This window comes from Martinezella tropici (genome assembly GCF_008370325.1).
Classification (GTDB): domain Bacteria; phylum Pseudomonadota; class Alphaproteobacteria; order Rhizobiales; family Rhizobiaceae; genus Rhizobium; species Rhizobium tropici_B.
Genome location: NZ_VNIP01000008.1, coordinates 517,250 through 530,085 on the forward strand (window position 1 = coordinate 517,250; position 12,836 = coordinate 530,085).

Annotated in this window: 12 protein-coding genes; 9 read left to right on the plus strand and 3 right to left on the minus strand. The window is 59.9% G+C overall.

Annotated elements, in window-relative coordinates; translation table 11 throughout:
* Nucleotides 1-62: 62 nt before the first annotated feature.
* Nucleotides 63-857: an SDR family NAD(P)-dependent oxidoreductase gene (locus FP026_RS15605; RefSeq protein WP_149635519.1), complete on the minus strand. Its 795-nt coding sequence runs from the start codon at nt 855-857 to the stop codon at nt 63-65.
* A gap of 397 nt (nt 858-1,254) precedes the next feature.
* On the opposite strand from FP026_RS15605, the gene FP026_RS15610 reads away from it, so the two are divergent.
* The 8 genes from FP026_RS15610 (at nt 1,255) to FP026_RS15645 (ending at nt 9,910) form a co-directional block, all read left to right on the plus strand.
* Entirely contained in the window at nt 1,255-1,650 is a 396-nt protein-coding gene (locus FP026_RS15610) for a RidA family protein (RefSeq protein ID WP_149635520.1), read from the plus strand.
* 401 nt (nt 1,651-2,051) lie between these two features.
* Nucleotides 2,052-3,737, plus strand: coding sequence for an ABC transporter substrate-binding protein (locus tag FP026_RS15615; RefSeq protein WP_432444123.1), 1,686 nt, complete (start codon nt 2,052-2,054; stop codon nt 3,735-3,737).
* 22 nt (nt 3,738-3,759) lie between these two features.
* A complete protein-coding gene (locus tag FP026_RS15620; protein ID WP_149635522.1) occupies nt 3,760-4,743 on the plus strand; it encodes an ABC transporter permease in 984 nt (327 codons plus the stop codon).
* A complete protein-coding gene (locus FP026_RS15625; RefSeq protein ID WP_149635523.1) occupies nt 4,740-5,642 on the plus strand; it encodes an ABC transporter permease in 903 nt (300 codons plus the stop codon). Before FP026_RS15620 ends, FP026_RS15625 begins: the two co-directional genes overlap by 4 nt.
* Complete coding sequence (locus FP026_RS15630; RefSeq protein ID WP_149635524.1) at nt 5,639-6,454, plus strand: ABC transporter ATP-binding protein; 816 nt, start codon at nt 5,639-5,641, stop codon at nt 6,452-6,454. The genes FP026_RS15625 and FP026_RS15630 overlap by 4 nt, the downstream gene beginning before the upstream one ends.
* Nucleotides 6,451-7,377: an ABC transporter ATP-binding protein gene (locus FP026_RS15635; protein ID WP_149635525.1), complete on the plus strand. Its 927-nt coding sequence runs from the start codon at nt 6,451-6,453 to the stop codon at nt 7,375-7,377. Before FP026_RS15630 ends, FP026_RS15635 begins: the two co-directional genes overlap by 4 nt.
* A 12-nt stretch (nt 7,378-7,389) precedes the next feature.
* Nucleotides 7,390-7,860 carry a GNAT family N-acetyltransferase gene (locus FP026_RS15640; RefSeq protein WP_149635526.1) on the plus strand — a complete coding sequence of 157 codons (471 nt, stop codon included), beginning with the start codon at nt 7,390-7,392 and terminating at the stop codon, nt 7,858-7,860.
* 22 nt (nt 7,861-7,882) lie between these two features.
* Nucleotides 7,883-9,910: a beta-N-acetylhexosaminidase gene (locus FP026_RS15645; protein WP_188112587.1), complete on the plus strand. Its 2,028-nt coding sequence runs from the start codon at nt 7,883-7,885 to the stop codon at nt 9,908-9,910.
* Between the two features lie 90 nt (nt 9,911-10,000).
* On the opposite strand, the gene FP026_RS15650 is transcribed toward FP026_RS15645, so the two are convergent.
* Complete coding sequence (locus FP026_RS15650; protein WP_149635527.1) at nt 10,001-11,224, minus strand: ROK family transcriptional regulator; 1,224 nt, start codon at nt 11,222-11,224, stop codon at nt 10,001-10,003.
* Between the two features lie 301 nt (nt 11,225-11,525).
* A complete protein-coding gene (locus FP026_RS15655) occupies nt 11,526-12,008 on the minus strand; it encodes a hypothetical protein (RefSeq protein ID WP_246665358.1) in 483 nt (160 codons plus the stop codon).
* Between the two features lie 64 nt (nt 12,009-12,072).
* On the opposite strand from FP026_RS15655, the gene FP026_RS15660 reads away from it, so the two are divergent.
* The gene (locus tag FP026_RS15660; RefSeq protein WP_246665359.1) at nt 12,073-12,834 is read left to right on the plus strand and encodes a hypothetical protein; all 762 of its coding nucleotides are present in this window, start codon (nt 12,073-12,075) and stop codon (nt 12,832-12,834) included.
* Nucleotides 12,835-12,836: the final 2 nt, after the last annotated feature.

Sequence of the window (12,836 nt, forward strand, 5' to 3'; positions counted from 1 at the left end):
GGGAATGCCGCCGCGCCGGGCAAGACTAGCATTGTCCGGCGCATGAAGTCGATCGGCCGCTGTCATGGCATAAGCTGGCCGCCATTGACCTCAACGACTTGGCCGGTGATGTAGCCGGACAGCGTTGCGGAGGCGAGGAACAGATAGGCGCCGACGCAATCCTCCGGCGTGCCGACGAAGCCCATGGGGATCGTCTTGCGTTGAATTTCCATCTGTTCGTCGTTGGTATAGCGTTCGTGGAAGGGCGTAGCGATCACGCCAGGTGCTACCGCATTGACGCGGATCTTGTCGTTGACGAATTCCTTGGCGTGACCATGGGTGATCGTTGAGACGAACCCCTTGGAGGCTGCATAGAGGATCGCGCCGTTGCCGCCGCCATTGCGCGCGGCAATCGAAGTCGTGTTGATCACGAAGCCACCCTGTCGCTTGAGATAGGTGTGGGCCGCGCGGGATGCCGCGAGCACGGAGCGGGCGTTGAGGTTCATCACCCGGTCGTAATGCTCATCCGTCATATCAGCCGTGGGAAGCCGTCCCAGCATGCCGCCGGCATTGTTGACCAGTCCATCGAGGCCACCCAGCGCTTCGGCCGCATCCTTGACGACGCGTTCGGTCTCGCCACCTTGCGAGACGTCACCCTGGATCAGATGGACTACGCCGCCGCTGACCTTGATTTCAGCCGCCAGCTTTTCCGCCGGTTCGCGGCTCGCGTTGAAATGAAGGCCGACCTTCATCCCCTGCGCGGCAAAGGCCCGTGCGACGGCAGCGCCGATGCCGGTCGAAGCACCTGTGATCAACACCCGTTTTCCCACCAGATCCGGGATGCGGATGGACGCAAGCAATTGCGCGAGTTCTGCCATGACAACTCCTCCTGAACGTCAATCAATCATATGACGAAATATGCTCCTGTCTTATCAGGCGCAGAGGAGAAAAGGCAATCGGGGCAGGGACTGACAAAAGGACGCGATATGCTCTTTGGATCGCATCTCCAGTGTGCCGACTTCATCGTTCGATCCGACGACATAGTAACTTTCTACCGTAACATTTTGAAATAACTTTAATTTCTAATGGCGGTGAACTTCATGTTTTAGTTGAGCCAGGTTTGGAATGCCTGCGAATGCTCATAAAACGACACGAAACGATCTAGCGTGGCAGCGCCGCGACGGATAATGAAGATGCCAAAGGAGCTGGCCGCTCCTCACAATGATGAGGCAATAGCGGCCGCGGCTTCGACAATAGAGAGAGACCGAATATATTATGAGCAAGAACAAGCTGATCCGTTTCGATGTTGCCGACAATCAGGCTGGCGGCCAGCGGCGCCCCTTCGCCAAGGCAGTTCGCGCCGGCGACTTTGTTTATGTCTCGGGCCAGGTGCCGACCATCAATGGTGAAATCGTCGCCGGCACTATCGTGACCCAGACCGAGCAAGTTATCGCCAATATCAAGGATGTTCTTGCGCTTGCCGATTGCACGCTCGAGCATGTCGTGAAGGTCAATGTCTGGCTGGACGATGCCCGTGATTTCTCGAGCTTTAATGCGGTATTCGAGAAACATTTCATCGATCACCCGCCAGCGCGCTCGACCGTTCAGTCGCCGATGATGGTCGACGTCAAGGTCGAGATGGACGTCGTGGCTTACAAGCCGCTCGACTGAGCGGAGATTGTATTGCGATTTCGATCGCAATGGTGCTGCGACTGCATCGTCATATCCGTGAATGCCGCGGTGGCGGCCGTTCGATGATAGATTTCCCCCGCGCCTAACTCCCGCGCTTTCGATGCCGCCTCTCAATGTGTCGGCATCGGGGTGGCGTTCCATATCATCGGCATGTGGCATCAATGCCCTGTTCGCCTTTCCGCTGCAGACGGCCAGCGGCGAACCGCAACGATTTTACCAAACCCCAATTGCTCGAGGTCACCGCCTCATCGGCGGCTGCGTCCCATCACGTCCAATCGATCCCTGTTGATTTCCAATCAGCGATTGACGAGTCTCAAAACTCACGATTAAATCAATTTGATTGACTACTCGAAAACAACGAGAGGGAACGACAAATGGGAATGAGGAAAAGGACACTGCGCAATCTCTTCTACCGGACGTCTTGGACAGCGGCGGCACTGGGCGCCTCGCTGGCGTTCGGTTCCGGCATCGCCACGGCGGCCGAATCCGTGCTGACGATGCATATCGAGGAACAGACCAGCTGGGTTAGCAACTTCAATCCGTTCGATCTGGCCGGGCGCCGCCAGAGCACGGTGGATTTCATCTATGAGCCGCTGGTCATCTTCAACGCCAATGATGGCGGTAAGCCGGTCTGGCGTCTCGCGACCAGCTACAAGTTCTCAGATGATCTGATGTCGATCACCTATGATCTCCGTCCCGGCGTGAAGTGGTCGGACGGCCAGCCGCTGACCTCGGCCGACGTGAAATACACGATTGATCTGATGCTGAAGAACCCCGCCGTCGATACCGTCGGCGTTGGCCAAACGATTGCTTCCGTCGAGGCGCCTTCGCCGACGCAGGTGAAGATCAACCTCAAGGCCGTAAATTCTCAATTCCCCGAATCCCTGGCCGATCTCGCCGTCGTGCCGGAGCATGTCTGGAAGGACGTTGCCGATCCGGTCGCCTTCAAGAACGAGAAGCCCGTCGGATCCGGTCCGATGACCGAGGTTCGCCGCTTTACGCCGCAGGTCTACGAGCAGTGCCGCAATCCGAATTATTGGGATGCGGCGGCGCTGCACGTCGATTGCCTGCGTCTGCCGCAGATCTCGGGCAACGACCAGATGCTGGCGCTGCTGCCGGAAGGCACCGTCGATTGGATCGGCTCGTTCCTGCCGCAGATCGACAAGACCTTCGTCGCGCTCGATCCGCAGCACAACGGCTACTGGCAGCCGCCAGCGGAAACCGTTGCCTTCGAGATGAACTTCAAATCCACGAATGCCGGTAATCTCGAGGCTTTCAAGGACCTCAACTTCCGTCATGCCTTCAGCCTGGCGATGGACCGCAAGTCGATGGTCGATATTGCCGGCTTCGGCTATCCGGTCGTCAACCTGCACGCCAGCGGCTTGCCGCCGCGCTTCGAATCCTGGCGCGATAAGGCCGCCGAAGGCGAGAAGGACGCCTTCATGGGCTTCGATACCGACAAGGCGAACAAGGTTCTCGACGATGCCGGCTATAAGAAGGGTGCCGACGGCTTCCGCACGACGCCGAGCGGCAAGCCGATCACCTTCCCGATCATCGTGCCGAACGGCTGGACCGACTGGATCGACGCGGTGCAGATCGCCGTCGAAGGGCTGCGCGCCGCGGGCATCAATGCCTCCATTGCCACGCCCGAATACGAGCAGTGGCGCAAGCAGCTCCTCGATGGCAGCTTCGATGTCGTCATGAACTCGCGCGCCGACAGTGCCACCCCGTTCCAGGGTTATTATCAGAGCCTGTCAACGGCCTATGCCGGCAAGCTCACCGTCGCCGCGCCACGCTACTCCAACCCGAAGCTCGATGCGCTCTTCGATCAGTATCTGAAGTCGTCTTCCGATGATGATCACAAGAAGATCTTCAACGACATTCAGGTTGTCATCGCCGACGATTTCCCGGTCGTTCCCGTCTTCAATGGCCCGACATGGTACCAGTATTCCAGCAAGCGTTTCACCGGCTGGGTCACGGACAAGGATCCGGTGATGAACCCGGAAAACCACGACAACAACCGCATGCGTCTCATGCATCTTCTGCGTCTGAAGCCGGTCCAATAAGGCCAAAGCGAAGGAAGCAGAGATGCGTGTTTCAAGCCGGCGCCTCGGCGTCTACGCGGTGGCGTTGGCCTTCGCGATCGTCGTGAACTTCATTCTTCCCCGGCTTATGCCAGGGAGTCCCGTCGACGCCATGGTCGCCCAGCTCGGGCCGCGGGCCACCCCCGCGGCCGTGGAGGCGATCAAGGCCCGTTTCGGCGAGATCGATCAGCCGATCATGATGCAGTTCCTCGACTATCTTAAAGGCCTCGCTACCTTCGATCTTGGCGTTTCGGTCAAATACTATCCGCAGACGGTGGTGCAGGTGTTGAGTCGGGCCACGCTGTGGACCCTGTTCCTTGTGGTAACGGCGATCATCTTTTCGCTGTGCGTCGGCGTCGTGCTCGGCGCCATCGCCGCTTGGAGGCGCGGCGGGCGGTTCGATACGATCGTATCGCCCCTTGCCGTCATCCTGTTCTCGATACCGCCCGTCATTGTTGCGCTCACCACCCTGTTCATCTTTGCGGTGTCGCTGCGCTGGTTTCCCGTGGGATATGCCTATGATCCCAACCTGGATCCGGGCTTCAATTTCACCTTCTTCGGCAGCGTGTTCATGCATGCGATCCTGCCGGTGCTGACCCTATCTCCGTTCCTGATCGGCGAGTTCCAGACGACGATGCGCTCGTCGATGATCGTCGTGCTTGGGGAGGATTACGTGACGATGGGGCGGGCTAAGGGGCTGAGCACTCTCGCCGTCATGTTCGGCTATGGCGCGCGAAATGCGCTGTTGCCGGTCCTCACCAATCTGGCGCTGATGCTTGGCGCCGTTTTCGGCGGGTCGATCGTCACCGAGATCGTCTTCAATTATCCAGGCCTTGGCCTGACGCTGTTTACCGCCAGCGTGGCGCGCGACTATCCCGTCATCCAGGGGCAGTTGCTGCTGATGACGCTTGCAACGCTCGGCGCCAATTTCCTTGTCGACATCATCTACGGTCTCGTCGATCCGCGATTGAAGGAGGCAGGCCGATGAGCTTTTCGCTGCGATCCATTTTCAGCCAGAAGAAGGCGCTTGTCGGTTTCGTCATCGTTGCAGCGCTGTGCCTGATGGCGATCTTCGCTCCGGTCATCGCTCCGGGCGAACCCGGCGCTCGCGTCGGCCGCTCGCATCAGCCGCCATCCGTCGAACATGTCTTTGGCACCACAAAGATGGGCCGTGACGTCTATCGCCAGTTCGTCTGGGGGGCGAGAAGCTCGCTTTCCGTCGGCTTTGCGACAGGCATCGCCATTACCATTCTCGGCACGGCCATCGGGCTTATCGCCGGCTATACCGGCGGCAAGACCGACGCCGTGCTCGATCTTGCCACCAATGCCGTGCTGGTCATACCCAACATGCCGCTCCTCATCCTGCTTGCCTCCTTCGCGGGTACGGTCGGACCGGTGACGATCATGACCATCATCGCATTGACGTCATGGCCATGGGGTGCGCGCATGACGCGGTCGCAGACGATGGCGCTGCGCAACCGCGATTTCGTCACCGCCGCCAAGATGATCGGGGAGCCTGCCTGGCGCATCATCTTCGTCGAGATCCTGCCGAACCTGACACCGCTCATCGGCATCAACCTCGTCGGCAGCATCATCTACGCGATCGTTGCCCAGACGACACTCGAATATCTCGGCTTCGGCGATCCGCTGAAGGTCGCTTGGGGCACCATGCTCTACAATGCCCAGAATGCATCGGCCATCATGGTCGGTGCCTGGTGGGATATCGGCGTGCCGGCCATCGGCATCGCGCTAACCGGGCTCGGTCTGGCGCTGATCAACTTCACCTTCGACGAAATCGCCAATCCGCAATTGCGTTCCGGCCCGGCCTTGACCCGCTGGTTCCGCCTGACGCGTGCCCGCAACCGTATGATGAGGTCTGGCCAATGAGCGATAATCTGCTTGAGATCGAACACCTCAACATCGACTATCTGCTCGACAAGGGCGACTTCCGCGCCGTGAAGGACGTGTCCTTCAATATCGGCCGCGGCGAGATTTTCGGCCTTGCCGGCGAATCCGGCTGCGGCAAGAGCACGATCGCTTATGCGATCACGCGGCTTTCCAAGGCGCCAGCCTGGATCAGCGGTGGTAGCATCCGCCTTGACGGGCGGGATCTGCTCAAGATGCCGGAGGGCGATCTGCAGAGAATCCGCTGGAAGCGCATCGGCATGGTATTCCAGAGCGCCATGAATTCGCTCAATCCACTGATGCGGGTGGAGGCGCAGTTCCACGACGTGCTGCATCGCCATGCCGGATGCTCGCGTCAGGAATCGCGTGCACGCGCCGAAGAGATGTTCAAGCTGGTCGGCATCCCTCCGCATCGCATCAGCGATTACCCGCATCAGTTCTCCGGCGGCATGCGCCAGCGCATCGTCATCGCCATCTGCCTGGCGCTGCGTCCCGAACTCATCATCATGGACGAACCGACGACGGCGCTCGATGTCGTCGTGCAGCGAGAGATCCTGGAACAGGTTCTCGATCTGCAGCAGACCTACGGCTTTTCGGTGCTTTTCATCACCCATGACCTGCATCTGATGGCGCAGCTTTGCCATCGTATCGGCGTCATGCTGAGGGGCGAGCTGGTCGAGGTCGGCGACGTCGCTCAGGTCAGCCAGTCGCCCGTCCATGACTATACGCGCAAGCTTTGGAACGCCATTCCGCAGCTTCCGGCCAGTGCCCACTCTTCCGGAGTTCTCGCATGAAACCGCAGATACAGCCCGTAACTGCAGAACCCGTCATCCGGCTCGATGATATCCAACGCCATTTCGGCTCCGTGCATGCGTTAAAGAGCGTCTCCTTCTCGCTATTCGCGGGAAAGGCGCTGGCTCTGGTCGGCGAATCCGGCTGCGGCAAGACGACATGTGCCCGCATCATTGCCCGGCTCGACGAGCCGACGGCCGGAAGGCTCCTCTTCCGAGGACAGGATCGCACGGCACGGGGGTCGGGCAGGGAAGAGCGGATGTACCGCAAGGATGTCCAGATGGTCTTTCAGGATCCATTCTCATCGCTCAATCCGGCTTTCACGATCAATCATCACATTGCGAGGCCACTGGAGTTGCATGGCGAGGACAAGCCGAAGGCCGAGCGCGATGAGGATATAGCGAAGCTGCTTGAGAGCGTAGGACTCGATCCTTCGGTGACGCGGCAGAAGTTTCCGCACGAACTTTCCGGCGGTCAGCGCCAACGCGTCAATATCGCCCGGGCATTGGCGGTCGCGCCGAGCGTCTTGGTAGCCGACGAGCCGACGTCGATGCTCGACGTCTCGATCCGCAAAGACATTCTTGATCTGCTGGCGCGGGTAAAGCGGGAAAACGATCTCGCCATGCTCTACATCACCCATGATATCGCGACGGCTGCCCATGTTGCCGAAGAGATCGTGGTGATGTTTGCCGGCCAGATGGTCGAGTGGGGTAAGACCAACATAGTCCTTGCCGATCCGAAGCACCCCTATACGCAGCTTCTGCTTTCGGCGGTGCCGGATGGTGGCCGCAGGTTCGTGACCGGCGGCAGCGCTCGCTTCCTCGAACAGGCTGAGAAGATCCGCGCGCTCAGCCGGCCGGTCTCGACCGAGGTCGAGCAGATCGGCGACAACCATTTCATGCGTGCGCTTGTCACATCGAATTAGGAGGAATTCCCCTTGGACTACCTGGTCAATCTATCGACCCTGCCGGTCGACACGCAATCGCCGGAGCGCATGGCGAAGGCGGGCGTTACCATCCGCCGCGCGCTGCCGCCGGAACTGCGGCTGATCACCGGCTGGGTGGCCGAACATTTCAGCGAGGGATGGGCAAGCGAGACGACGGTGGCGATGACCCGCCAGCCGCCGACCTGCTTCATCGCCACTCGCAATCGGGAGCTTGTTGGCTTTGCCTGCCACGAGGCGACTGCTCGCGGCTTCTTCGGCCCGACCGGCGTCGACGAAAGCGTTCGCGGCCTCGGCATCGGCCGTGCGCTGCTGTTTGCCTGCCTCAACGACCAGAAGGCCATGGGCTACGCCTATACGGTCATCGGTGATGTCGGCCCGTCGGAATTCTACGAGAAGACGGTCGGCGCGATACAGATCCCCAATTCCGCACCCGGCATTTATGTCGGCATGCTCAAGCTTTGAACGATACCTTCAGGAAGAGAGAATGCCCATGTCCACACCGCGATCCCTGGCTCTGCGGCTTGAAACAACCTGGAACCCGCCGACAGACGACAAGGAATTTTCCTATGTCCTGCGGCTGAAGAACCTGTCATCGCAGCCGCTTTCGGGCTTCTCGCTCTGCGTCAGCGGCCCCGGCCGCGTCGACCCGGCCGGCATCGTCGAAGGCGCGACGGTGACCAAGCGGCTTTCCAACTTTACCGAGTTCCAGCCGCCCGAAGGCTTCGTGCTGGCTGGTGGCGAGACATGGACGATCATAGTTCGCGCCTTAAGCTGGCAGTTCCGTCACTGGAATGATGGCGCCAATAGCGCCTATCTCGCATTTCCCGATGGCACCACGGTTTCACTTGGCACGGAGCCGACGCGCGCATCGTCAAGCAATGCGCCGTTGAAGCGCGGCGCGGAAATCTATCCGGTGCCGTCCAATCCGCCAGTGCCGTTGTCGATCATTCCCTGGCCGAACCGCGTTGCCGTATCCTCCCGCCGCCCGCTGCCGGCAGGCTTTGTATTGAAGGCTACGGTGCCGGAAGCGCAGGCTGCCGCTGAAAGCTTCACGACTCTTGTCGAGCACCTCTTTTCGGCCGAAGGACTGATCCGTTCCGAGGCGGAAGGTGCCGTGCCGGTGGAATTGCGCCATGTCGAGGGTCTGGGCGCCGAGGCCTATAGACTCGCTTTTTCGCCCGAAACCATAGCGGTCGAAGCGAGCGCGCAGACCGGCTTCGTCTATGGTCTCGTTACCATCGGCCAAATCTGGCGCGGCGCGCGTCTGCATCCGCAGGCATTCCATTTCCCTGCGGCTGGTGAGATCGTCGACGAGCCAGCGATGAGCTGGCGCGGCTTACACCTCGATGTCGCTAGGCAATTCTATGGTTCGGCTGAAATCAAGAAGCTGATGGCAGTGCTTGCTTGGAACAAGCTCAACCGCTTCCATTGGCATCTGTCGGATGATGAAGCCTGGCGTGTCGAGATCGATGCCTATCCGGCTCTGACCGAGATCGGTGCGTGGCGTGGCCATGGCCTGCCGATGCCGCCTCTTCTCGGCTCGAGCCCGGCTCGCACCGGTGGCTATTATACCAAGGCCGTTGTGCGCGAAATCGTGAGCTACGCCAAGGGCTTCGGTATCGAGATCCTGCCCGAGATCGACATGCCCGGCCATTGTTATGCCATGCAGCAGGCAATCCCCGAGCTTCGCGATCCGAACGAGGCTGGCAGCTATTACTCGGTCCAGGGTTTCCCTGACAATTGCATCAACCCCGCGCGCGAGAAGACCTATGAGGTGGTCGAAACCATTCTCTCCGAATTGATCGAGCTCTTCCCGTTCAAGACGATCCATATCGGTGCCGACGAGGTTCCCCTCGGCGCCTGGTCCGGTTCGCCGGAGGCGCTGGCGAGGCTGCGAGAACTCGCTGGCGATGACGTTGCGGAAGCACATGCCAAGCGATTGAACGTCATCACCAATACGCATGGAGCCGACGATATTCACGGCTCGGGCGCGGCCTTTCTGCAGGCGGAATTCCTGGAGCGCATCCAGGCATTTCTTGCCTCAAAGGGTTGCGTGACGGGCGGTTGGGAAGAAGCTGCCCATGGCGATAGGATCGACAAGGACAAGAGCTATCTCTGCAGCTGGCGTAACGTCGAAGTCGCGGCCGAGCTTGCCGGTCGCGGATACGAGATCGTGGTTTGCCCGGGGCAGGTCTATTATCTCGATATGGCGATGCGCCCCGATTGGGACGAGCCTGGCGCAAGCTGGGCAGGTCATTCGGATCCGGAGAAACTCTACACCTTCGATCCCATCGGTGGCTGGACGGACGCACAGAAAGAAAAGCTTCGCGGTATTCAGGCTTGCATCTGGTCGGAGTCGATGACCGACCGGGCCATCTTCGACCGGCTGGTCTTTCCGCGCCTCTCAGCACTTGCCGAAACAGGCTGGACGAAGCCCTCGGCCAAATCCTGGGAGCGGTTCAAGGCATTGGCCGGCACCATGCCGCTGCTGTATGGCCTGCATCAATTCTGACAGCTTGATGCGTGGCCCTCAGGCGCGACCCATGTTGGTCGCGCCTGAGTTAAATTAATGAAATGCAAGGAGGGCGGTATGCCCAGCCGTTCAAGGCTGAGTAACGGTGCGATGCGTCAACGGCTTCTGCAGGACATCGAACTGCGGATTTGTTTCGGAAAAGACGGGCAGGGCCGCCGCGCCTAAAATGGCGGTATCTTTACCGCTGGCGCCGATCATCAACCGCGGAATGCTGCGCTCTTCCGTTGGGTTGACTGGGATGTGGAGCGGTTCGACGCTTTCAGCCAGCCCTGTCATCAAGGATGTCGGTGCACTGCCGCCAAGCACGATCGTCTGCGGATCGAAGGCAAGCTCGAGAAAGTCGATCGTCTGGCGCAGCGGCTGTACCGCCTGTTCCAGCCATACCTTCAGGCCATGGCCGTTTGCTGCGATCAGTGCATCCAGATCGTCGGGGTCCAGCTCCTGCGCATTCTCGATGCCCAGACATTCATAAGCGACGGATGGCGAGACATAGCGATCGAGGCAGCCGCGCTTGCCGCAGGTGCAGAGCCTGCCATGCGGCTCGACGATGATGTGGCCGATTTCGCCGGCATTGGCGCGACTGCCCTTATAAAGATGACCGTCGAGGAACATACCGGCGCCGATGCCGCCGTCGCTCGCAAGAAAGAGATAGACGAAACTTCCAAGGCCGCGCGCGACGCCATAAAGTCGCTCGCCGATCGCTGCCGCCATCGCATCGTTTTCGACGAGTACGGGCAGATCGATGAGCCATTCCAGCTCGCGGGCAACCGGAAAATCCTGCCAGCCGGGCAGATTGAGCGGGCTGAGCGATGTCACGCCGCCATTTGCATAGCGTCCGGGCAGTGCGATGCCGACGCCAAGCAGCCGGCCTCGATCAAAGGAGAAGGCTTGTTGCAGATCCTGGACGATGGCGGCGAAGACCGGCATTGCCTCCTGCGGCGCGGGCCTGTCGACATGGCGCTCGATGCGGGCGCAGACCGTGCCCGACAGATTCGTCAGCACGCCGGCTGCGCGCTGGCGGCCGAGCTCGAGGCCGATGGAATAAGCGCCGGTCGGATTGATGGTATAGGGAATGATCGGCTGGCCGCGCGCGATCCTCTGTGCCTCCAGCGGGATCACCAGGTGCGAGCGCGCCAGTTCCTCCACGATGTTCGAAACCGTCTGGGTGGTCAGTGCCGTCATGCGGGCGATTGCCGCGCGTGACATCGGCCCGTTGGTGCGGATGGCCTCGATCACGACACGCCGGTTATGCGATTTGGCCTGTTCGAGATTCGTGCCTGAAATTGTCTTCATGAGTGGGTGGGGATTTTCTATATCGGCGTTCGGTTGGCGTTGTTGCTTGTCACGAGCTGCCGTTGGCGTGACGGGGAAATTGCCGCTTTTGTTGGTGTTTACCCCTTCGGGTATTTTCCATCCTTTTGTCGAGCTCTTCAAGTGGCCGCGCGTTTCTGCCTGGCGACTGCACCTCCTGCCGGATGAAGCGTGCGGGTGCCTTCGTGAGCGGAGAACCGTTAAAGGCACCTTTTGGGGCCCTCGTGACGCCGTATATTACGGCAGGCAGGGATTACAATGCTTGCTTGCGAACTAGATCATCTCATTGTTTGCGGTAGGTTCCCTGCAAGGTCACGCCGTCGGCAAGGTTGCAGATACCCGTTTGTGACGCACGCCAGGTTTTTGCATTGAGGCGATCAAGATCGACCTTGCACCCGTCTCTGGAAAGCTGGGTGTGTTCTTTCTCCAACGGAACAACACCATCCATGCCATCGGCATTGACATCGCCCGCTGCGCCGCCGCCCGGGCCGACATAGGTCGAGGTGAGAAAAACTGCGACGAGACCATCGACGGGTCCGAAGATCGCAAGGTCGCCCTGGTTGCCGCCTGGGCCTTTTGACGTGAAATCCGCTGACACGCTTCGCCCGCCCTGTGTCGCCTGGAGAAAGCTGATCTGGTCGTCATAGGCCTGCCGGATGCAAGCCACATCGCCGCAGGACTGCACCTTCGTAATCCAGCGTCGTTGCCGTTCCCGGATCTTACCCGCATCGTCATGCTTCAGGGCGGAAGCATACAGCGTGCCCATTATCTTATCCCGCGCGAGGAGCGATTTGTCCTGGCAAATCATATGGTCGCTTGTCGAGGCAGGCTTGGCGCAATCGATGCCGGCAGCTTCGACGGGCACAGCAAACAGAGTGACGATGACCATCGCAGATGCGGATATCGAAATCCTCATGGGATACCTCCATTCTTCGATATTGCAGCTAACTATGCCTGGGAGCGGCTTCGTAAAGGTCCTGCCGACGGCTGCGGCAAGTTCAACAAATATTGCGCCGGCGTTTGACGATCGCAGGCATTCTTCTAGTTTCGACGGTCTGAGCGCATGGGATCGACGGGGAGGTCATATGGCGGGCGAAACGCAACTATCCGGCAGGATCACATTCCTGATCGTCGGCTCCTTGTTTCTTGCTGTCGCTATCGGGATGGGAGCCTTGGCAGTCCACCTCTACCGGACCTATGCGAACGCGACCGCCATGGCGGCATGCACGGTTTTTTCCTGGGCATTCGGCAGCATGGTCATGTCGATGATGCTCGTGCTTCTGACGTCGGGGAGGAAAACCAGAGGCAGGATCGGCGCGAGGAGAGGGCAGGTCACCGTCAGACTCGGCAGCAGATCGCCCGCCTCCAGCGGCCACATCACCGGTAGCGGCATTGAGGCCGAAGGCGAGGCGGGAACGCGCATCATAAGCGTGATCCCATCTCTTTTCCTCATCGCATCCTCGCTCGGACTGGCTCTTCTCGGCCTGTTCCTCTTCGGCCACCACCGGCTCGACTTGATCGGATCCGGAATGTTCATCGCCGTGGTGTTCTACATCGCGAATTGGAGCAGGCTGGCCTGGCCGCGAAAATAAGT

Bases quoted from the DNA above. Each gene is read 5' to 3' on its own strand.
- FP026_RS15630 (WP_149635524.1), top strand. From the start codon at position 5,639: ATGAGCGATAATCTGCTTGAGATCGAACACCTCAACATCGACTATCTG.
- FP026_RS15655 (WP_246665358.1), bottom strand. From the start codon at position 12,008: ATGGGCACGCTGTATGCTTCCGCCCTGAAGCATGACGATGCGGGTAAG.
- FP026_RS15635 (WP_149635525.1), top strand. From the start codon at position 6,451: ATGAAACCGCAGATACAGCCCGTAACTGCAGAACCCGTCATCCGGCTC.
- FP026_RS15625 (WP_149635523.1), top strand. From the start codon at position 4,740: ATGAGCTTTTCGCTGCGATCCATTTTCAGCCAGAAGAAGGCGCTTGTC.
- FP026_RS15610 (WP_149635520.1), top strand. From the start codon at position 1,255: ATGAGCAAGAACAAGCTGATCCGTTTCGATGTTGCCGACAATCAGGCT.
- FP026_RS15650 (WP_149635527.1), bottom strand. From the start codon at position 11,224: ATGAAGACAATTTCAGGCACGAATCTCGAACAGGCCAAATCGCATAAC.
- FP026_RS15620 (WP_149635522.1), top strand. From the start codon at position 3,760: ATGCGTGTTTCAAGCCGGCGCCTCGGCGTCTACGCGGTGGCGTTGGCC.
- FP026_RS15645 (WP_188112587.1), top strand. From the start codon at position 7,883: ATGCCCATGTCCACACCGCGATCCCTGGCTCTGCGGCTTGAAACAACC.
- FP026_RS15615 (WP_432444123.1), top strand. From the start codon at position 2,052: ATGAGGAAAAGGACACTGCGCAATCTCTTCTACCGGACGTCTTGGACA.
- FP026_RS15605 (WP_149635519.1), bottom strand. From the start codon at position 857: ATGGCAGAACTCGCGCAATTGCTTGCGTCCATCCGCATCCCGGATCTG.